The 18588-nt window shown below is 71.5% G+C and carries 20 protein-coding genes; 4 read left to right on the top strand and 16 right to left on the bottom strand.

Annotated features, from left to right (window positions below; translation table 11 throughout):
- Nucleotides 1-201: 201 nt before the first annotated feature.
- From ABGB16_RS04395 to ABGB16_RS04385, 3 genes are all read right to left on the bottom strand, one after another.
- Nucleotides 202-1416, bottom strand: a complete 1215-nt coding sequence (locus tag ABGB16_RS04395; RefSeq protein ID WP_347666648.1) for a hypothetical protein — start codon at nucleotides 1414-1416, stop codon at nucleotides 202-204.
- Between the two features lie 151 nt (nucleotides 1417-1567).
- On the bottom strand, nucleotides 1568-2758 hold the full coding sequence (gene mqnC / locus ABGB16_RS04390) for a cyclic dehypoxanthinyl futalosine synthase (protein ID WP_347666647.1): 1191 nt from the start codon (nucleotides 2756-2758) through the stop codon (nucleotides 1568-1570).
- 116 nt (nucleotides 2759-2874) lie between these two features.
- The gene (locus tag ABGB16_RS04385) at nucleotides 2875-4716 is read right to left on the bottom strand and encodes an FG-GAP-like repeat-containing protein (RefSeq protein ID WP_347666646.1); all 1842 of its coding nucleotides are present in this window, start codon (nucleotides 4714-4716) and stop codon (nucleotides 2875-2877) included.
- A 359-nt stretch (nucleotides 4717-5075) separates the two neighbouring features.
- Here ABGB16_RS04385 and ABGB16_RS04380 point away from each other — a divergent pair, with 359 nt between their 5' ends.
- On the top strand, nucleotides 5076-5885 hold the full coding sequence (locus ABGB16_RS04380) for a hypothetical protein (protein WP_347666645.1): 810 nt from the start codon (nucleotides 5076-5078) through the stop codon (nucleotides 5883-5885).
- A gap of 797 nt (nucleotides 5886-6682) precedes the next feature.
- Entirely contained in the window at nucleotides 6683-7255 is a 573-nt protein-coding gene (locus ABGB16_RS04375; protein ID WP_347666742.1) for an endo alpha-1,4 polygalactosaminidase, read from the top strand.
- Nucleotides 7256-7261: 6 nt separating this feature from the next.
- Here ABGB16_RS04375 and ABGB16_RS04370 read toward each other — a convergent pair whose 3' ends face one another.
- From ABGB16_RS04370 to paaA, 8 genes are all read right to left on the bottom strand, one after another.
- Complete coding sequence (locus ABGB16_RS04370; protein ID WP_347666644.1) at nucleotides 7262-7585, bottom strand: trypsin-like serine protease; 324 nt, start codon at nucleotides 7583-7585, stop codon at nucleotides 7262-7264.
- Nucleotides 7586-7955: 370 nt separating this feature from the next.
- Nucleotides 7956-8366, bottom strand: a complete 411-nt coding sequence (locus ABGB16_RS04365; RefSeq protein ID WP_347666643.1) for a type II toxin-antitoxin system VapC family toxin — start codon at nucleotides 8364-8366, stop codon at nucleotides 7956-7958.
- Complete coding sequence (locus ABGB16_RS04360) at nucleotides 8363-8641, bottom strand: type II toxin-antitoxin system prevent-host-death family antitoxin (RefSeq protein WP_347666642.1); 279 nt, start codon at nucleotides 8639-8641, stop codon at nucleotides 8363-8365. The genes ABGB16_RS04365 and ABGB16_RS04360 overlap by 4 nt, the downstream gene beginning before the upstream one ends.
- 31 nt (nucleotides 8642-8672) lie before the next feature.
- Nucleotides 8673-9812, bottom strand: coding sequence for a 1,2-phenylacetyl-CoA epoxidase subunit PaaE (gene paaE / locus ABGB16_RS04355; RefSeq protein WP_347666641.1), 1140 nt, complete (start codon nucleotides 9810-9812; stop codon nucleotides 8673-8675).
- Nucleotides 9809-10285 (bottom strand): 1,2-phenylacetyl-CoA epoxidase subunit PaaD, encoded by a 477-nt coding sequence (gene paaD / locus ABGB16_RS04350; protein WP_347666741.1) that lies wholly within the window; start codon nucleotides 10283-10285, stop codon nucleotides 9809-9811. The genes paaE and paaD overlap by 4 nt, the downstream gene beginning before the upstream one ends.
- Before the next feature lie 52 nt (nucleotides 10286-10337).
- Nucleotides 10338-11063, bottom strand: a complete 726-nt coding sequence (paaC, locus tag ABGB16_RS04345; protein WP_347666640.1) for a 1,2-phenylacetyl-CoA epoxidase subunit PaaC — start codon at nucleotides 11061-11063, stop codon at nucleotides 10338-10340.
- On the bottom strand, nucleotides 11060-11347 hold the full coding sequence (paaB, locus tag ABGB16_RS04340) for a 1,2-phenylacetyl-CoA epoxidase subunit PaaB (RefSeq protein ID WP_091668623.1): 288 nt from the start codon (nucleotides 11345-11347) through the stop codon (nucleotides 11060-11062). Before paaB ends, paaC begins: the two co-directional genes overlap by 4 nt.
- 76 nt (nucleotides 11348-11423) lie before the next feature.
- The gene (gene paaA / locus ABGB16_RS04335; RefSeq protein WP_347666639.1) at nucleotides 11424-12488 is read right to left on the bottom strand and encodes a 1,2-phenylacetyl-CoA epoxidase subunit PaaA; all 1065 of its coding nucleotides are present in this window, start codon (nucleotides 12486-12488) and stop codon (nucleotides 11424-11426) included.
- A gap of 370 nt (nucleotides 12489-12858) precedes the next feature.
- On the opposite strand from paaA, the gene ABGB16_RS04330 reads away from it, so the two are divergent.
- Both ABGB16_RS04330 and ABGB16_RS04325 read left to right on the top strand, forming a co-directional pair.
- Nucleotides 12859-13842 (top strand): hypothetical protein, encoded by a 984-nt coding sequence (locus ABGB16_RS04330; RefSeq protein ID WP_347666638.1) that lies wholly within the window; start codon nucleotides 12859-12861, stop codon nucleotides 13840-13842.
- Nucleotides 13842-14789 carry a hypothetical protein gene (locus tag ABGB16_RS04325; protein WP_347666637.1) on the top strand — a complete coding sequence of 316 codons (948 nt, stop codon included), beginning with the start codon at nucleotides 13842-13844 and terminating at the stop codon, nucleotides 14787-14789. Before ABGB16_RS04330 ends, ABGB16_RS04325 begins: the two co-directional genes overlap by 1 nt.
- 85 nt (nucleotides 14790-14874) lie before the next feature.
- Here ABGB16_RS04325 and ABGB16_RS04320 read toward each other — a convergent pair whose 3' ends face one another.
- Genes ABGB16_RS04320 through ABGB16_RS04300 form a run of 5 tightly spaced genes read right to left on the bottom strand, consistent with a single transcriptional unit; the run spans nucleotide 14875 to nucleotide 18361 of the window.
- Nucleotides 14875-15726, bottom strand: coding sequence for a menaquinone biosynthesis protein (locus ABGB16_RS04320; RefSeq protein WP_347666636.1), 852 nt, complete (start codon nucleotides 15724-15726; stop codon nucleotides 14875-14877).
- Between the two features lie 33 nt (nucleotides 15727-15759).
- A complete protein-coding gene (locus tag ABGB16_RS04315; protein WP_347666635.1) occupies nucleotides 15760-17037 on the bottom strand; it encodes an MFS transporter in 1278 nt (425 codons plus the stop codon).
- Nucleotides 17038-17079: 42 nt separating this feature from the next.
- Nucleotides 17080-17664, bottom strand: coding sequence for a winged helix-turn-helix domain-containing protein (locus ABGB16_RS04310; RefSeq protein WP_347666634.1), 585 nt, complete (start codon nucleotides 17662-17664; stop codon nucleotides 17080-17082).
- Complete coding sequence (locus ABGB16_RS04305) at nucleotides 17661-17981, bottom strand: helix-turn-helix domain-containing protein (RefSeq protein WP_347666633.1); 321 nt, start codon at nucleotides 17979-17981, stop codon at nucleotides 17661-17663. The genes ABGB16_RS04310 and ABGB16_RS04305 overlap by 4 nt, the downstream gene beginning before the upstream one ends.
- Nucleotides 17978-18361, bottom strand: coding sequence for a type II toxin-antitoxin system RelE/ParE family toxin (locus ABGB16_RS04300; protein WP_347666632.1), 384 nt, complete (start codon nucleotides 18359-18361; stop codon nucleotides 17978-17980). The genes ABGB16_RS04305 and ABGB16_RS04300 overlap by 4 nt, the downstream gene beginning before the upstream one ends.
- Nucleotides 18362-18588 lie beyond the last annotated feature (227 nt).

The raw sequence follows: 18588 nt of genomic DNA, 5'->3' as shown, positions 1-18588 counted from the left end.
CGCCGTGGTGCGTTATGTGGACGGCCCACCCGGGCCGATGGAGGACTGGTGCTCAAGACCATGACGCCCGGGACGTTAGCGACCGAGGATGATCCGCGCGACCCTCCGACGGGACGAGACGCACACCACGTCCGACAGGCCGAACAGAATTGTCCGGAGCGCCGATCCGGTCACCACCCGACCGGCCGGGTCAGGACCAGGTCAATCGGTCGGCTTCTCGTCGCCCGGGTTCACGAGGACCACCCGACGCCGCCGTGCCGCCAGGAACAGCACGGCTCCCGCAGCCACCACGACGGCGCCGACGCCACCGAGGAGACCGGCCTGCGGGCCGGTCACGGGCAGGCCGCCGTCCTCGTCTCCCCCGCCCCCGCCGCCGGCGGCCCGGGTGACGACGACCGCGAAGTCGTCGGAGTTGTCGCTCTCGTCGACGTCCGAGAGGGTGGCCGGGCCGTTCCACACCGTGCCCAGGAACCCCGGCAGGGTGCTGCGGTCCCCCTCGGTGGGCGGGCCACCCAGGCCCGTCACCGAGACCGACACCGCGCCGCCGGTCAGGGTGGCCGGGGCCTTCACCCCCGCCGAGACCGTCACCGGGAGGATGACGGCCACCGGGTCGTGCGGCACCAGATGGACGTCCACCGGGCAGTGGAAGGTCCGCCTGTCGTCGCTGAACCCGCACTCCTCGGTGCGCAGACCGTCGAAGGTCACGCCCTTCGGCACCGTCATCCGCAGGGTGATCGTGCTGATCACCTGGTCGCCCTGGTTCGCCAGGTACGCGACGGCCACCGTCTTGTCGCCGGGGTTCAGCGGCGCGCCCGACAGGTCGCCCTCCCGCGCGTCGGAGACGGCGATCTCCCGTTCGATGTCCGGCGCCACCACGGTCAGGTCGCCGCCGTTCTCGGTGGTCAACTCCACCTCGTACTCGTCGCCGTTGTCCGCCGGGTTGGCGTCGGTCAGCGTCCTGCCCTCGTGCCAGGGGACGACGGAGACGCGCAGCGTGGTCCGGTACGGCTCGGTCAGCTCGTCCGTGGTCTTGAAGACCAGGAGCGGCAGCTCGACGGTCTCGCCCGGCCCGGGGATCTGGTCCCCGCGCAGGGGGCAGTCCCACCGGTCGTTCTTCTCGTCGCCGTCGACGTCGCAGTCCTCCAGCAGCGGGTCGATCCGCACCTTCCGGTAGTCGAAGTCCATCGCGCTGTAGTTGACGGCGATGAGATCCGGGGTGAAGGTGCCGTGGTTGCTGACCTTCACCACCGCGATCTTGTCGTTGGTGCCGGCGGCGAGCCGGGTGCCGACGACATCGACTCCCACGTCGACGACCGGGTCCTCCGCGTGCGCGGGGGCCGCTGACAGAACGAGACCGGCGGAGACCAGCAGGGCGGCGGCGCCGAGTCGGGCCACGGATCGACGGAGCCGTTTCATGGGCCACTCCCGTGAGGCGTTGTTGGCAGGCCCACCGGACCCTAACCGCCCACGCCGGGACGTACCGTCCCTGACCACTGTGCGCCGGCGGATACCCACTGAACGTACGTCCCGGGCCTCCCCCGGACGGCCCGGGTGTCGCCCCGCCCGCTCAGTTGACGTCGACGAGCGGCAGCGACTTCCCGACCCCGCCACCGGGCAGGGCGATCGAGGAGAAGTGCGAGACCACGCGGTCGTCGCTCGGGTCGTCGGCCGGCGTCCAGTGCACCGCGAGCCGGTTGTACAGGGTGTCCCGCTGGGCGGGGACGCGGTCGGCGGTGCGGATCATGCCGATCAGCTCGTGGAGGTTGGAACGGTGCCGGGCGCCGGCCGAGGAGATGACGTTCTCCTCCAGCATGATCGAGCCGAGGTCGTCCACACCCATGTGCAGGGCGAGCTGGCCCACGTCCTTGCCGGTGGTGAGCCAGGACGCCTGCAGGTGCGGCACGGTCTCGAAGAAGAGCCGGGCCACCGCGACCAGCCGCAGGTACTCCAGGGTGGTGGCCTGGGTCCGGCCCTTGAGGTGGTTGTTCTCCGGCTGGTACGTCCATGGGATGAACGCCCGGAAGCCCCCGGTGCGGTCCTGCACGTCGCGGATCATCCGCAGGTGCTCGATCCGCTCGGCGTTGGTCTCGCCGGTGCCCATCATCATCGTGGCGGTCGACTCCAGGCCCTGGCGGTGCGCCAGCTCCATGACCTCCAGCCACCGCGCGCCCGACTCCTTCAGCGGCGCGATCGCCCTGCGCGGCCGGTCCGGCAGCATCTCGGCGCCGGCGCCCGCGATCGAGTCCAGCCCGGCCGCCTTGATCCGCGCGATGGCCTCGTCGAGGCTCACGCCGGAGACCTGGGCCATGTGCAGGATCTCGCTGGGGCCGATCGAGTGGATGGCGAGCTGCGGGTACGCCTTCTTGACCGCGGAGAACAGCTCCTCGTAGTACTCCACGCCGTAGTCGGGGTGGTGGCCGCCCTGGAGCATGACCTGCGTGGCGCCCAGCTCGACCGCCTCGCCGCAGCGGCGCAGGATCTCCTCCGTCGGGTGGGTCCAGCCCTCGCTGTGCTTCGGGGCCCGGTAGAAGGCGCAGAACTTGCACGCCGTCACACAGACGTTCGTGTAGTTGATGTTGCGGTCGATCAGGTACGTGACGATGTTGTCCGGGTAGCGCCGCCGGCGCACCGCGTCGGCAGCCTCGCCGAGGGCGTGGAAGGGCGCCTCGGTGTAGAGCAACAGCGCCTCCTCGGGCGTGATCCGCCCGCCGTCCGCGCCGCGCTGCAGGATGTCGTCGATCTCCCGGCTCACCGTCACGCCTCCGAGCCTACGACGCGCGGTGCGCCGCCGGCACGCCGCTCCGGCTCCGGTGACGCGCGCCCCACCCCGCCCGGCCCGGCTCCCCGGGATGGGGGAACCGGGCCGGGCGTCCGTCAGAACACCCGCGGAATGCTGGTGGTCGTCCAGCCCGAGCCGACCGCGCTGACCGCGGCGAGGTAGAGCTTGTGGTCCTCGCTGAGGTAGCCCGTGGCCTGGAAACCGTGCAGGGTCCCGTCCGGGTTCTGCCCGATCAGGTCGGTCAGGGCGTCGCCGTTGAAGTCCCCGAGGAGGATCCGCGGGCGGTCCGCCGTGGTCCAGCTGGTTCCGACGTACGGGTAGGGGCCGGGAAACGTGAGGCCGCTGCCCGTCATCGCGCCGCTGGACCGGTACGCCCGCAGCCGGCCGTCGGCGAACTGGGCGACCAGGTCGGTCATCCCGTCCCCGTCGACGTCCGCCGGCAGTATCCGCGGGATGGACGTGGCCTTCCAGCCCGTGCCGACGACCTTCGCCGCGGCGGTGGCCGGGAAGAGCTTGTTGTCGGCGGACAGGTCGCCGCTGGAGGGGTAGCCCTTCATCGAGCCGTCCGCGTACTGGGCGATCACGTCGGTCGTCCCGTCGCCGTCGAAGTCCCCGGTCAGGATCCGCGGGACCGCGGTGGTGGTGAAGCCGGACCCGACGGTCCGAGCGGGGCCCGCGAAGAGCTTCGCGTCGGCGGACAGGTCACCGGTCGACGTCCACACCCGCAGCGTGCCGTCGAGCAGCTGGCCCAGCAGGTCCGTCCGCCCGTCGCCGTCGAAGTCACCGGGCATCAGCCGGGGGATCGAGGACGTGCTGAAACCCGTACCCACGAGCGCGGTCGCCCCCGCGAAGAGCCGGTAGTCCGCGGACAGGTCGCCGGTCGAGGCCCAGGCGGTCAGCTTGCCGTCGGCGGTCTGGCCGATGATGTCGCTCCGGCCGTCGCCGTCGAAGTCACCGGTCAGGACACGCGGAATGTTCGTCGCGCCCCAGCTGGTGCCGACGTACGGGTAGGGCGCCGGGAAGAGCGGTGCGGTGCCGGAGATGTTGCCGCTCGACCGGTACGCCCGAAGTCGCCCGTCGGTCAACTGCGCGAGGATGTCCTTGCGGCAGTCCCCGTCCCAGTCGCCGAGAATCACGACGCTGGCCTGGTCCCCGGTGCCGGTGCTCGCACCGCCGGCGTTGCAGTTGCTGGGCGTGTTCTGCCGGATCCAGCCGCCCAGGTCGTCGACCCGGGTCTCCGTCCCGTCGCGACGGGTCTCCGCCTCCGCCAGGCAGCCGCCCTGCCAGGACGTGTCGTGCACCGCCACCAGCTCCGGCCGGCCGTCGACGACCCGCAGGGCGGGCCCACCGGCGTCGCCCTTGCAGGTGGCGACCCCGCCGGGGTCCTGAGCGGTGATCTCGGCTCCGGTGGCCGAGACCGCCCCGACCGTCACGGGCGCGACGTGTGGATAGTCCGGGATCCACTCGGTGGCGGTACGCCCGTACCCGACCGCCTGGAGCACCTCGCCCTGGACGGGGCCGCTGGCCGCGAGCACGGCCGGCGTGACGCCCACCGCGGGCACCACGAGCCGGACCAGCGCCAGGTTGCGATCCGGATGCGGGACCACCCGGTTCGCGCGGAGCACCCGGCCGGCGTGGGTGGGAAGGTCCACCCGGCCCACGGTGACCGTGGTCGGCACCGTCGGCGGACCCGCCACCACGGGCAGCCCACCGTCGCTCAGGCAGGAGCGGGCGGTCAGCACCCACTGCGGTGCCACCAGCGCCCCGGAGCACGCCTTCACCTCCCCGAAGACGACCTTCGCCGCGAAGGCGTAGGCGCTGTCCGTAACCGGGCTACCCCCGCTCACCGCCCGGGCCGGAACGCCAGCCATGGTGCCCGCCACCACCACCGCCGCGACGGCGACGGCTGTTCGTCTCCTTCGTACCTGTCGAACCATCGACATGTCCTTCCGCTCGAGGGCGGCTGGACGTCCAGATTGGATGACACGTGCGGGCAGGACGCCAACCGCCGGATCAGCGGGCGCCTCTCATCCCCGCACCGGCCCACGGGGCCGCAACGGTCGATGCCCCCGCGACAACGGCGATGAATATATACGATCACGGAAGCAGCGACTGACCCGTCAAGTATCCGCAGATCAGAGCGCATGTCTGCCATCACGACAGCCGCCGGCGGGGCCGACGGGACGCGGGAGACACGCACCCGCCCGCCGCCTTGACGAACCAGTTGGTGAACGAGATGCCCACCGGCAGCCGTTCTCTGTGCGAGACCCCGTCCACGTAGGTCAGGTGGCATACGATGACATCGTACGACAACTCCCAACGAGACACCTGCGGCGTCGGTTACACTGCCCGGCATCGGCCTGACCCCTCCCAGATGCAGGTCCGCCTACCAGCCACCCAGCGAACCAAGGCAGCACGACGAGGTTTTGTTTTCCTCGTCGTCGCGTTCACAGCGCCCTTGGTGGCCATCGGCGCGTGCTTGGCCATCGCTGACGACAGGGGCAAGGGCCACTTCGAGCTCGCCGAGCGGCAGGAGTACCTACGGACCGGAGACACCGACGTTTCCTCTGCGTCGACCGCCGACCCGGCGGACCCGGCATTGCTTCCCGCCGCCGCCGACGTGCCTTCGGGGACGCCGCCAACGGCCGACGGCGGTGCGCAGCCGCTGCTGATCGACGACTTCGACGGACAACCGGGATGGACCGGCGGTCGCGGCCGCAACGATCTGGGAAGGACCACCGAGTGTGAGGGGTTCGCCCGTTGCGCGGTCACCGGCGGGGCGCTCGTGCTCAAGTACGAGGACAATGGCTGGTTCGGGAGCTATGTCGACCACAGCCTGACCGACTACACGTACCTGGTGTTGCGGATCCGGGGAGAACGCGGCGGCGAGGAGTCCGACATCCGGCTCACTCTCGGCGGCGTTCAATCCAGACTTGCCAGTCTCGTCCTCGACGGCGACCATCGGACCATCACCACCAGCTACCAGGACCTGCGCATTCCGTTGGCGGCGAACCGTATCGGTCGCACCACCCCAGGTGAGCTCCAACTCGACTTCTGGCACGACGGCAGCAGCGCGGTACACATCGAAGAAATCCGCTTTGAATAGGACTCGTGCAGCCATGGCCAAGACGAAAGTCGTCTACCTCGCTGGGATCGGCGTCGTGGTACTGACCGTCGTCCTGGCCGAGGCCGAGCTGACGGCACCACCGATGACTGGAACCGCTACGTCGAGTTCATCGGTCGCTACTCCGGATACCTCACCTTCGTCGTGCCGCCCGACGTGTCGCCCACGGAGGTCACCGCGGTCGACGTACGCGTCAACTACCGCGGTCCGGGCGCCGCTACCCAGACCTGGACGTTCTCGCTCTTCGACTGGGCGGCAAAGGGCTGGGTGCGGGCGGGCACCAACGCCGACGCTCCACACTGGGGCCCGTGGACGTCGCTCGTCTGGCGCGCGTCCGCGCCCTACGCCCGGTACCTGTCACCCACCGGCGAGTTGCGGCTACGAATCACCTCCGACAACCGCCGCGACGCGGCCGACCTCGACCATGTCGCCATCTCGCTGACCTCAACTCCCGGGCAGCCGGCGTCCTCGGGCGGGCGCTCCCCGTCCGCGTCAACTCCGCCGACCCCGTCGACCCGGCCCACCGTATCCACGTCCTCGCCCACGCGGACCACGCTCCCCGCTGCGACGCCAACGACCGCTCCGCCATCCCCGTCTACCGGCCCCACGGGCACGACGGGCCCGGTACGGTGCCCCGACTGCTGGCGTCCGCCGCTACGGGTCAGCTGGAACTGGGTCATCGCGGGCGTGCCAAAGCCTCCCTTCCGGGATGTCGACATGTACGACATCGACGGTTTTGAAGCGTCCTCGGCGGACGTCGCCGCCTTCCACCAGCCGGGATTCGGGTCGTCTGCTACATCAGCGGGGGCTCCTACGAGGCATGGCGCCCCGACGCGGGCCAGTTCCCGGCGAGCGCCCTCGGCCGGAACCTCGACGGTTGGCCCGACGAACGGTGGCTCGACATCCGCGAGATCAGTCCCAGGAGCCCGCTGGCCCGCATCATGACGGCACGTATCGACATGTGCCGGACGAAGGGGTTCGACGCTGTCGAGTTCGACAACGTAGACGGCTACGTCAACCAGACCGGGTTTCCGCTCACCGCCGCCGACCAACTCGCGTACAACCGGTTCCTCGCCGACACCGCCCACGCCCGTGGCCTCAGCACGGTGATGAAAAACGACATCGACCAGATCGACGACCTCGTCGACTACTTCGACATGGCACTCAACGAGGAATGCAGCCGGTACAACGAGTGCGGCCGCTACCAGACGTTCATCGCTGCGGGCAAGCCGGTCTTCCACGCGGAGTACGGCTCCTCGACCGCCTTCTGCGCGGCTGACAACGCGGCCAACATAAACGGCGTGCTCTTCTCACTCGACCTGGACGACTCCGCCTATCGCCCGTGCCGCTGAATCCCGTCATACCGCCTGCCGGGCGACCCCCGCCGCCGGCCCGGCCAGCCGGACCAGCGCGACGTTGCGGTCCGGGTGCGGCACGACCTTGTTGGCCTTGCGCACGTGACCCGCGCTGGTGGTCAGGTCGAGCCGGCCCACCGTCACCGTCGTCGGCTGGGCCGGCGCTCTGGTGACCACGGTCGCGCCGTCGCTGAGGCAGGACTTGGCCGTGAGCACCCACTGCGGCGCGGCCAAGACGCCGGAGCAGGTCAGTACGTCGCCGAACGCGACCTTGGCCGCGAAGCCGAACGACGGGTTGGTGACGGGCGAACCCCCGCTCACCGCCACGGCCGACACGCTCCCGACCAGCCCGCCCCGGCGAGGGTCACGGCCCCCCACCAGCGCGACCCGCCAACGGCGTCTGTGCCGTACCCGATGATTCATCCGCTGCCCCCGTTCAGAAGTGAGCGCCACGCGTGGACGCGACCCGGGCGCGGCGGGAGTACCGCCCTGACGGCGGGCGCGAAGGTGGCCTGACAACGGGGACACCGGCACGATGCACCGACCAGGAAACGACGGACGACAATATCCTTGATCGACTCGCGGTTCGTCGTCGTGCGACCGGCGAGTCACGTGACGTAATCGGCGGCGAATGGCACGGAAAGCTTCCGACAGCCGGCGTCGATCCGTCGACTACGGCGGGTCCCGGTTCTCGTCGTCAGTTCATGCCCGGGCTCGCCACCGGCAGACCGACAGCCTTCGCCGCGTCCAGCAGACGACGGTCGTACGTGACGAAGGCAGCCAAGTCGACACCGGCCTGGCGGGCCAGGATCTCCGCCGTTGCGAGGTGGATCGCGTCCAGGCTGCGCAGCAGAGGGTCGGCGTAGGCACCGGCAGCGGCACGGACGGCTGCGTCGATCTCGACGCGGTAGAGCCGCCCCAGCACCGACGGAACGCCCACCAACGCCTGTGGCGCGGCGCGCCGAAGGGCCCGCGGCACCTCCACCTCGACCAGCGCGGACGAGACCAGGGACATGCCGGCCCGCTCGTTGAGCCAGCCGATCAGGTCCGGGGTCTCCTGCTCCCGGCGAAGAATCTTGATGACCGCCGCGGAGTCCAGGTAGATCACCAACGCTCCTCGGCACGCGACTCGGCGAGGACGGCCGCGACGTCCACCGCGGGGTCGCCGAGAACCGGCGGCATCGGCAGGGGCCCGGCCGAGGTCGGTGCGGTCGCGCGGCCCTCGGCCACGAGACGGCCGAGAAGCGCGTCGCCCGCCAGCACCGGCACCAGACGGGCGATCGGCTCGCCCCTGTCGGTCACCTCGACGGTCTCGCCCGCGCGTACCCGCGCCAACACCCTGCTCGTGTGCTGGTTCAGCTCCCGGACCGCGATCTGCTCCACGGCGCAATTGTAGAACGCAACGTTCTACATGTCACGCGTCGTAGTCGACCGTCAGGGTGTCGGTGACCGGGCTGGACTGGCAGGTGAGGACGTACCCGGCGGCCACCTCGTCCGGTTCCAGGGCGTAGTTGCGGGCCATCGTCACCTCGCCGTCGACCACCTTCGCCTTGCAGGTCGAGCAGACGCCTCCCTTGCAGGCGTACGGCAGCTCGCCGCGCACCCTCAGCGCCGCGTCCAGCACCCGCTCCTCGCGGCCCATGGTGAAGCGCGACGAGCGCCCGTCCAGCACGATGGTCACCTCGGCGCCGGCGCCGGGCTCGTCGGCCGGCCGGCGGACCGGCTCCGGTGGCGCGTCGACATGGAACAGCTCGGCGTGCACCGCCGACTCGGGCAGGCCCCGGGCGGCGAGCACCGCCCGGGCGTCGACCACCATCCCGTACGGGCCGCAGAGGAACCACTCCCCGATGGCGTCGCCGGGGACGATGGTGTCCAGCAGCCGGGTCAGCCGGTCGGCGTCGATCCGCCCCGACAGCAGCGGCGACTCGCCCATCTCCCGGGAGAGCACGTGCACGAGGTGCATCCGGGTCGGGTACCGGTCCTTCAGGTCGGCCAACTCCTCGGCGAACATCACGGAGTTCGCCGTACGGTTGCCGTACACGAGGGTGAAGGTGCTGGCCGGCTCGACGGCCAGGGCCGTGGCGACCAGCGACAGCACCGGGGTGACGCCGGAGCCGGCGACCACCGCGCCGTAGTGGCGGACCCGGTCCGGCGCGAACGCCGTCGTGAAGTTGCCGAGCGGGGGCAGCACCTCGACCGTGTCACCGCCCCGCAGTGCGCGGCAGGCGTACGCGGAGAAGGCGCCCCCGGGGATCTCCCGCACCCCGATCCGCAGCCGGCCGTGCCGGGCCAGCTCGTCCGGCGTGGAGCAGATGGAGTACGACCGCCGCACGTCCTCGCCGGCCGTCCCGGTCGCGCCCGCCTTCCCGGCCGCCTCGGCCGGACGACGCACGGTCAGGTGCTGGCCGGCGCGGAACGCGAAGGTCGCCCGCAGCTCCTCGGGCACGGCGAACGTGATCGCCACGGCGTCGGCGGTGAGCCGGTCGACGGCCGCGACGGGCAGCGGGTGGAACGCGGGCCGGCGGCGGACCGGGCGGGTGATGGTGACAGTCACAGCGCCTTCAGGTGGTCGAAGGGTTCGGAGCAGGCGCGGCAGCGCCAGAGGGCCTTGCACGCGGTCGAGCCGAACCGGCTGACCTGCTCGGTCTCCGGCGAGCCGCAGCGCGGGCAGCGCACCGCGAGGGTAAGCGGCACGACGCCCCCGGGCGCGGCCGGGGCGGGCGGGGCGATGCCGGCGGCGGCGAGTTTGGCCCGCCCGGACTCGGAGATCCAGTCGGTGCTCCACGCCGGGGCGTGCACGGTGCGGACCTCCGCGTCGGGGTGGCCGGCGGCGGCGAGCGCCCGGCGGATGTCGGCGCGGATCACGTCCATCGCCGGGCAGCCGGTGTACGTCGGGGTGATCGCCACGACGACCCGGCCGGTGACCGGATCCTCGTCGACGGACCGGAGGATGCCCAGCTCGTCGATGGTGAGCACCCGGATCTCCGGGTCCACCACCGCCGCCACGGCCTCCCGCGCACTCACCAGAGCCACCTTCCGTTCGCGACTGCGGGGCTCCGCTGCGCTGCACTCCTCGCGCTCACCACTGGGCTCCCGGGTGGGCGCGGTGCAGCACCTGCATCTCGGCCAGCAGGTACGACAGGTGTTCGGTGTGCACGCCGTCCCGCCCGCCGGCGGGGGCCCAGCCGTCCGCCGGCCGGTCGAGCGTGGCCTCGGCGAGGACCGAATCGACGGTCGCGTCGAACTCGGCCCGCAGGGTCGCCGGGTCGACCGGCGCGCCGGGCCACGGCGCGAACAGCTCGTGGACGTACGGCCAGACCTGCTCCACGGCCGCCCGCATCCGGCGGTGCGACTCCTCGGTGCCGTCGCCGAGCCGCTTCACCCACAGCGAGCTGTGGTCGAGGTGGTACGCCGACTCCTTGCGCGCCTTGGCGCCGATCGCGGCGAGCCGCTCGTCCGCGCAGCCGGCCAGCGCCGTGTACAGCGGGAGCTGGTACGCCGACAGGAGGAACAGCTTCGCCATGGTCACCGCGAAGTCGCCGTTGGGCAGCTCGACCAGGAGGCAGTTGCGAAACTCGCGGTCGTCGCGCAGGTACGCCAGCGCGTCCTCGTCCCGCCCGGCGCCCTCCAGCTCGCCCGCGTACGTCAGCAGCAGGCGGGCCGCGCCGAGCTGGTCGAGGGCGATGTTCGCCAGGGCGACGTCCTCCTCCATCTCCGGCGCGCGGCTGGTCCACTCGGCGAGCCGCTGCGCCGCGATCAGCGCGTCGTCGCCGAGGGCGAGGGCGAAGTCGAACGGGCCGTTCACAGGTGTGCCACCCCGTCCGGCACCTCGTAGAAGGTCGGGTGGCGGTAGACCTTGTCGGCCGCCGGGTCGAAGAAGGCGTCCTTCTCGTCCGGGCTGGAGGCGGTGATCGCGCCGGCCGGCACCACCCAGATGGAGACGCCCTCCTGGCGGCGGGTGTAGAGGTCCCGCGCGTTACGCAGGGCCAGCTCCGCGTCGGGGGCGTGCAGGCTGCCGACGTGGGTGTGCGACAGGCCGCGCCGGGCCCGCACGAACACCTCCCACAGCGGCGAGGATTCCTTGCTCATGCCGCCACCTCGCTTCGCTCGGCGCCGGCATGAGGCACGTCCGCGCTGTGCTGATGATTCGCTCGCTGACGCTCGCTCATGCGGGCACCTTCTCCCTGCTCCTCCGCTTCGCCGCGTACGCCGCGGCGGCCTCGCGTACCCAGGCGCCGTCGTCGTGGGCGCGGCGGCGGTGCTCCATCCGCTGCCGGTTGCACGGGCCGTTGCCCTTGATCACCTGCATCAGCTCGTCGTAGTCCGGCTGGGTGTAGTCGTACGACTGCCGCTCCTCGTTCCAGCGCAGGTCGGGGTCGGGCAGGGTGAGGCCGAGGATCTCGGCCTGGCCGACGCACATGTCGACGAAGCGCTGACGCAGCTCGTCGTTGGAGAAGCGCTTGATCTTCCAGGCCATCGACTGGGCGGAGTGGGTCGAGTCGCCGTCCGGCGGGCCGAACATGGCCAGTGACGGGTACCACCAGCGGTCCACCGCGTCCTGGGCCATCGCCTTCTGCGCGGGGGTGCCGTGGGCGAGGGTGTGCAGGATCTCGTAGCCCTGCCGCTGGTGGAACGACTCCTCCTTGCAGACCCGGATCATCGCCCGCGCGTACGGCCCGTAGGAGCAGCGGCAGAGCGGCACCTGGTTGACGATCGCGGCGCCGTCGACCAGCCAGCCGATCGCGCCCACGTCGGCCCAGGTGAGGGTGGGGTAGTTGAAGATCGAGCTGTACTTCTGCCGGCCATCGAGCAGCAGCTCCACCAGCTCGTCCCGGCCGACGCCGAGGGTCTCGGCGGCGGCGTACAGGTAGAGGCCGTGCCCGGCCTCGTCCTGGACCTTGGCCAGCAGGATGGCCTTGCGCTTGAGCGAGGGCGCCCGGCTGATCCAGTTCCCCTCCGGCTGCATGCCGATGATCTCGGAGTGCGCGTGCTGGGCGATCTGCCGGATCAGCGTCTTCCGGTACGCCTCCGGCATCCAGTCCCGGGGCTCGATCTTCTGGTCGGCCGCGATCACGTCGGCGAAGTACGCCTCAAGATCGGCGCCCGCGTCGGCGGCGCCGCCGCGCTGCCGGGCCGCCGCCTCGCGCAGGGCCGCCTCCGCCGCCTCCACCTCGCCGAGCAGGCCGCCGCCGGGCGCGTCCTCGGGGGCGGGGAAATCGTTGCCGTACATGACAGCAAGTGTTACAGCTCGCCATCGGTGACACCAGAGGGGTGTCACAGGATTCCGGAGGTGGAATCAGGTTCGGACGATCACCAGGCGGCCGCCAGGCGGCGCGCGAGCTGTGTCATGGGTCACTTTTCAAGAGCGAATCGCCCCAAGACAGGCGTAGCGGTCCATTATCCCGCCTTCGCACCAAGTTGCCGGCCGGTGGGTGCCTGGCACCGGGGCCGTCCGGACGTAGACTTCTGCCCGTCACACCGATCGGCTGCCGACGATCGCCAGCCCGACCGGAGGCCACCTCCCCCGGCCTCGGCGAACGCCGATCATCTCTGACAACAGCCGGCTCCCCCCGGCCCGGACATCTGGAGTTCACCCACTCATGCGATCTCGCGTGGCCATGGTGCTCGCCGTCGTGGCGGTCCTGCTCGGTGGCGGCATGCTGGTTCCCGCCGCGTACGCGCGCCTCGCCGGCGACGACAGCGGCGGCAGCGGGGGCGGCGCGGGAAGCGTGGCCGCCCCCGAGCCGACCGCCCCGCCCGCGCCGACCCTGGCCGCCGGCCCGGTCTCGGTGAACTTCTCCGGCGAGTTCTTCGGCTGGGCGCTGATGGACCGGGCGAGCGGCGAGATCTCCGGCTCGAAGAACATGGCCTCGACCAGCTCGACCGAGTCGATGATCAAGGCCTGGATCGTCTCGGACTACCTGCGCCGGCTCGGCGACAAGGAGCCGCCGGCCAGCCTGAAGAGGGACGCCAGCCTGGCCATCCGGGACAGCAACGACACCGCGGCGAACCGGGTCTTCGCCGCGGCGGGCGGCTCGTACCGGGACGTGCCGGCGAACGGCGATCCGGGGCGGGTGATCAAGCGGGCGATCACCATCTGCGGGCTCACCGACACCAAGCGCGGCAACGTGCCCCCGTACCTGGGCTGGTGGAGCTTCACCCGGATGTCCCCCCGGGACGCCGTCCGGCTCGGCGACTGCATCGCCGACGGCAAGGCCGCCGGGCCCAAGTGGACCGAGTGGGTGCTCGACGAGATGAGCAAGGTCCGCGGCAGCGTCAAGGAGCAGCAGGCCACGTCCGGCGGCGGCAAGTGGGGGATCGTCGACGGCCTGCCCGCCGAGATCAAGGCCCAGGGTCCGGTCAGCATCAAGAACGGCTGGACGCCGTTGAACTACGACGGCAACTGGCACGTGAACTGTCTCGCGGTCACCGAGAAGTGGAGCCTCGCGGTCATGCTGCGCTACCCGCAGAGCAAGGGACTGTCGTACGGCGCGAAGGTCTGCGCCAGCGTCGCCACCCAGCTCGTCACCCCACAGCCGGGCGCCGCGCTCAAGGTGCCGCAGCAGCCGATCGGGAAGCTCTGATGGCCGGCAACCGGCGGGACAACCGCTCGGGGCGCGAGGCGTCACCGCTGCGGCTGATCGCCGTCGCGGCCGTCCTGATCGGGTTGGTGCTTGTGTCGCTGCGGCTGCTGCCCGGCTCCCCGCTCGCGTCGAACGCCACCGCCCAGTGGGGCAAGCCGGCCGCCCGGTCGACCGGCACGGCGGCGGACCGCAGCTCGCGTGCGACCCCCTCGCCCACCCCGTCGCCGTCGGCGTCGCTGGAGCCGCTGCCGTTCGTCGACGAGGAGCTGGACCTCGACATCGAGGGCTGGTACGCGTGGAGCGTCCTGGACACCCGCACCGGGAAGATCATCGGCTCGGACAACATGGACGAGACCAGCACCACCGCGTCGCTGATCAAGTCCTGGATCGTCGCCGACTACCTGCGCCGGACCGCCGACGCCGGGCAGACGCCGAGCAAGGCCAAGCTGGCCGACGCCACCCTGATCATCCGGGACAGCGACAACACCCGGGCCGAGCAGTTCTACAACTCCGTCGGCCGGTCCGCGTCGATCAAGCGGTTGGTCTCGATGTGCGACCTCACCGACAGCAGCCCGGCCGCCGACGGCGGCTGGAGCCGGACCAACCTCTCCCCCCGGGACACCGCCCGCCTGGGCGCCTGCATCAAGGACGGCCGGGCCGCCGGGCCCAAGTGGACGAACTGGCTGCTCAACGAGATGCGGCTCGTCCGCGGGACCGGCGACTTCGGCATCCGCAAGGCGTTCCCGGCCGCCGAGCAGAAGAAGATCGCGATCAAGAACGGCTGGATCGACCGGACCAGGGAGCAGGAGATGCACATCAACTGCCTGGCCATCGGCGACAACTGGACGATGGGTGTGATGGTCCGCTACCCGATCAGCATGGGCTACGAGTACGGCATGAAGAACTGCGAGAAGATCACCGAGGCGGCGCTCCGCCCGCCGACCTGACGCCCGGGCGGGGCGACGCGGTGGCGCAAGGACAGCCGCCCGGGCGGGGCGGCGCGACGGCACAGGGACGGCAGCCGCCTCCGCGTCAGCCGGCGAAGAACTCCGGGCCGCCCTCGGGCAGCGCCGGCGCCTCGCCGATCTCGGCGGCCCGGCGGGCGAACTCCCGCAGTCCGGCGACCTGCCGCTCGCCGAGCGAGAAGTCCAGCCGCCGGAAGTACGTGGCCAGGGTGTCCGCGTCGAACGGCTCCCACCGGGCGCCTGCCTCGGCCACCTGGTCCAGCTCGTGCAGGCAGAGGTCGCGCGAGCGCAGGAACGCCTCGTGCACCTCCTTCACCAGCCCGGGATGCGCGGTGGCGAAGTCCCGGCGTACCGCCCAGACGGCGAACACCATCGGCAGGCCCGTCCAGTCCCGCCACGCCTGCCCGAGGTCGGTGACCTCCAGCCCGCGCCGGGGCGCCTCGTAGAGCGCCCGCAGCGCCACGTCGCCGATGAGCACCCCGGCGTCCGCCTCCAGCAGCATCTGCGTCAGGTCGGGCGGGCAGCGGAAGTACTCGGGGTTCACCCCGTACCGCTCGCCGAGCAGCAGCCGGGCCAGCAGCACGCCGGTCCGCGAGGTCGAGCCCAGGGCGACCCGGGCGCCGTCCAGCTCGGCCAGCGGCCGGGTCGACACCACGTTGACCGAGAGCACGGGGCCGTCGCTGCCCACCGCCAGGTCGGGCAGGAGCAGCAGCTCGTCGGCGTTGCGCAGGTACTCCACGTGCGAGATCGGCCCGATGTCCAGGTCACCGGCGACCAGGGCGGCGCTGAGCCGGTCCGGGGAGTCCTTGTGCAGGTCGACGTCGATCAGCGCGCCGGACCGCATCAGCCCCCAGTAGATCGGCAGGCAGTTCAGGAACTGGATGTGTCCGACCCGGGGACGGGCAGCGCGGTCAGCCATTCCGCGACCGTAACTCCGCCGCCTGGACGGTGCTCACCGGGCCGCCCCCGGAGTGGTGAATCCCGCAGCCGCCACCGGCGCCCGCCCCACCCGGGCAGCGCGGGCAACCGGGACGGCCAGCGCGGCGACCACCAGCGTCCCCGCGACGCCGCACGCCGCCACCAGCGGCCGGGGGTCGAACAGCTCCAGCAGCACGCCGCCGGCCACGAAGCCGGCCATCGCGGCGCCCTGGCTGGCGGCGCCGAAGATCGCGTACGCCCGGCCGCGCGCCGCCTCCGGCACCCGGCGGGCGAGCAGCACGTTGTTCAGGACGTTGTCCCCGCCGTTGGCGACGCCGCCGAGCAGCCAGATCGGCACCAGCAGCAGCGCGGACGGCACGGCGGCGGAGGCCAGCACCGCCAGGCAGCAGAAGCCGAGCAGGGCCAGCCCCGCCCCGAGGAGCCGCCCGTCGTCGGTGAGCCGCCGGGCGAGCGGGGCGAACAGCCACGCGCCCAGCAGGATGCCCAGCGTCCACGCCCCGGTGACCACTCCGTACATGGTGGTGGAGCTGCCCAGCGTCTCCCGGATGAAGAACACCTCGACCACGTTGATCGCCCCGACCGCGGCGATCACGCCGGCCAGCGAGACGATCATCGCGGACAGCAGCGGGTCCCGGCGCAGTCGCCAGCCGGCCCCGGCGGTCGCGTCTGCGGCGGCCGGGGCGGCGGGGCCACCGGTCGCGGGCCCGGCGCTGCGCGCGCCGCCCCGCCTGGTGCGGATCAGCAGGCCGGCGGCGACCAGGGCGAGGTAGCTCGCCGCGTCCACGAGCAGCGGCAGGCGGGCGCCGAACTGCCCTACCAGCAGCCCGGCCAGCGCCGGGCCGGCGAGCGCTCCGAGGGTTCCGGCGGTCTGGTGCAGGGCGCTGGCCCGGGGCAGGTCGGCCGGGCGGACCATCACCGGCACCAGCGCCGAGAGCACCGGCTGGGTGACCGCGAGGCCGGCCGCGAGCAGCGCCACCAGGCCGATCACCAGGGCCGGGTGCCCGGCGTACGCGAGGGCGAGGCAGACGGCGGCCTGGGCGAGCCCGGCCCCGACGAGCAGGACGCGGGAGTCCACGCGGTCGGCCAGCCGGCCGGTCAGCGGGGCGAGGGCGACCAGCGGCAGGCTCGCCGCGAGCAGCAGGCCGGACACCGCCAGTCCGCCGGCCCCGGCGGACTGTAGGGCCAGCGTGAGGGTGCTGGCGGCAAGGAAGTCCCCGCAGGTGGAGACGCCTCGGGCGGTGGTGGCGAGCCAGACGTCCGGCCAGCGCGACGGGCCAGGTGCGAAGGACATGTTTCGAAAATAATCCTTCACACCTGGCCGGAGCAAGCCCCGTCAGTCGATGGGCACAGCCCGGTACTGCACCGCGACGGTCCGGGCGCCCTCGGGCGGATCGGCCACCCGCAGCCGCCGCCGGTACGGCTCCAGCAACTCCTGGACCGCCTCGTTGAGCCCGGCCAACTCCTCCGCGGTGAGCAGCAGCAGGCTGTCGCTGAACCAGGCGGCCCGGTACCACTCGACCGGCTCCTCCGGCGCCCGGCGGATCCAGTCCCGGGTGCGCTGGCCGTCGCGCGTCAGGTGAGCGTCGACCAGCGCCAACTCGGCCGCCCGGGCGTCGGAGTCGGCGTCCTGCCCCGACTCCACGTAGTACGACGGGCTGAACGACCGCCAGACGCGCTCGCGGGCGTCGCCTCGGCTCGGCGCCTCCTCGATCAGGCCGAACTTCGCCAACGCGCGAAGGTGGTAGCTGGTCGCGCTCGGCGACAGGCCCGCGATCCGGGCACACTCGGTGGCCGTGGCGCCGCCCTCCAGCGAGCTGAGATGTTCCATGATCGCGAGCCGGGCCGGATGGGCGAGCGCCCGCATCACCTGCGGATCGCTGATCGTCACCCGGTGCCGCTCGGGGCGTGCCTGCGTCATGCGACCTTGAGCTGCTCGTCGCCGAAGTCCGCGATCAGCTTCAGCGTGCCACCGAGTGCGTCGACATAGCGGGAAAGCACCTCCTGAGTCGAGACGTGACCGGCTTCGATCTGGGAAACCCGGGCCACCGAGACGCCCATCCGGGCAGCCACCTGTTCCTGGGTCATGTCGCGCCGCTTGCGCAGCTCAGCCAAGCGCCAGCCTCGCGCGTGGTCGAGCATCTCGCCGACGGCCGTTTCCAGGGCTTCCCTCCCACCCGCGGTATCGATCGCCCGCTCCAGGTGGTCGCTGTCACGCCAGCGCTTGACTCCGCTCATCGCCCCATCTCCTCATGCCGTTCCTTCACGTACGTGGCATAGAGCTGTTCCGCTTCAGGTATCGCCTCGCGGTACCAGCGGTTCCAGCGGCCCGACTTGTCGCCTGCGACGAGCAGGACCGCAGATCGCCACGGGTCGAAGACGAACAAGATCCTGACCTCCGAACGCCCGGCCGACGGTGGCCGCAGTTCCTTCAAGTTGCTGAGCTGGGAAGCGGTGATGCTGCCGACCAGGGGACGGCCTTCCGCCGGCCCGTTGCGCTCCAGCACCAGGATGGCCTGGTTGACGAGTTGATGCGACTCTCGGTCGGCCTCGTAAAGAGCATCCAGAAACTCCTCGACCTGGCTGGTCATCAAGATCTCCCAGTCCAACCATCCCACCTCCAGGTTAAGAATATCCTTAACCTGGAGCCGCCAGGCAACGACTCGCTCCCACCGAACTCGGCACAGGCCGGAACAAGCCGGCACGCGCTTGCCGACAATCTTGAGAAGGCACTACAAACAGCTTGTACTACAAACTCTTTGTAGTACCGACAGCTTGTGGTGGTCGCCGACGGAGACCGACCTGCGGCCCCGAACGCCAACGCCTGGTCTGCTTCCGTGCGACA

It is taken from the genome of Micromonospora sp. B11E3 (assembly GCF_039871625.1).
Classification (GTDB): Bacteria; Actinomycetota; Actinomycetes; order Mycobacteriales; family Micromonosporaceae; genus Micromonospora.
Note: the sequence above shows the minus strand (reverse complement) of the source record. Positions and strands in the feature narration are given on the sequence as shown.

What these genes read in the sequence shown, in the direction of transcription:
- ABGB16_RS04395 (WP_347666648.1), bottom strand. Translation starts at nt 1,416, where the DNA reads ATGAAACGGCTCCGTCGATCCGTGGCCCGACTCGGCGCCGCCGCCCTG.
- ABGB16_RS04385 (WP_347666646.1), bottom strand. Translation starts at nt 4,716, where the DNA reads ATGGTTCGACAGGTACGAAGGAGACGAACAGCCGTCGCCGTCGCGGCG.
- ABGB16_RS04380 (WP_347666645.1), top strand. Translation starts at nt 5,076, where the DNA reads ATGACATCGTACGACAACTCCCAACGAGACACCTGCGGCGTCGGTTAC.
- paaB (WP_091668623.1), bottom strand. Translation starts at nt 11,347, where the DNA reads ATGAGCAAGGAATCCTCGCCGCTGTGGGAGGTGTTCGTGCGGGCCCGG.
- paaA (WP_347666639.1), bottom strand. Translation starts at nt 12,488, where the DNA reads ATGTACGGCAACGATTTCCCCGCCCCCGAGGACGCGCCCGGCGGCGGC.
- ABGB16_RS04330 (WP_347666638.1), top strand. Translation starts at nt 12,859, where the DNA reads ATGCGATCTCGCGTGGCCATGGTGCTCGCCGTCGTGGCGGTCCTGCTC.
- ABGB16_RS04325 (WP_347666637.1), top strand. Translation starts at nt 13,842, where the DNA reads ATGGCCGGCAACCGGCGGGACAACCGCTCGGGGCGCGAGGCGTCACCG.
- ABGB16_RS04320 (WP_347666636.1), bottom strand. Translation starts at nt 15,726, where the DNA reads ATGGCTGACCGCGCTGCCCGTCCCCGGGTCGGACACATCCAGTTCCTG.
- ABGB16_RS04315 (WP_347666635.1), bottom strand. Translation starts at nt 17,037, where the DNA reads ATGTCCTTCGCACCTGGCCCGTCGCGCTGGCCGGACGTCTGGCTCGCC.
- ABGB16_RS04310 (WP_347666634.1), bottom strand. Translation starts at nt 17,664, where the DNA reads ATGACGCAGGCACGCCCCGAGCGGCACCGGGTGACGATCAGCGATCCG.
- ABGB16_RS04305 (WP_347666633.1), bottom strand. Translation starts at nt 17,981, where the DNA reads ATGAGCGGAGTCAAGCGCTGGCGTGACAGCGACCACCTGGAGCGGGCG.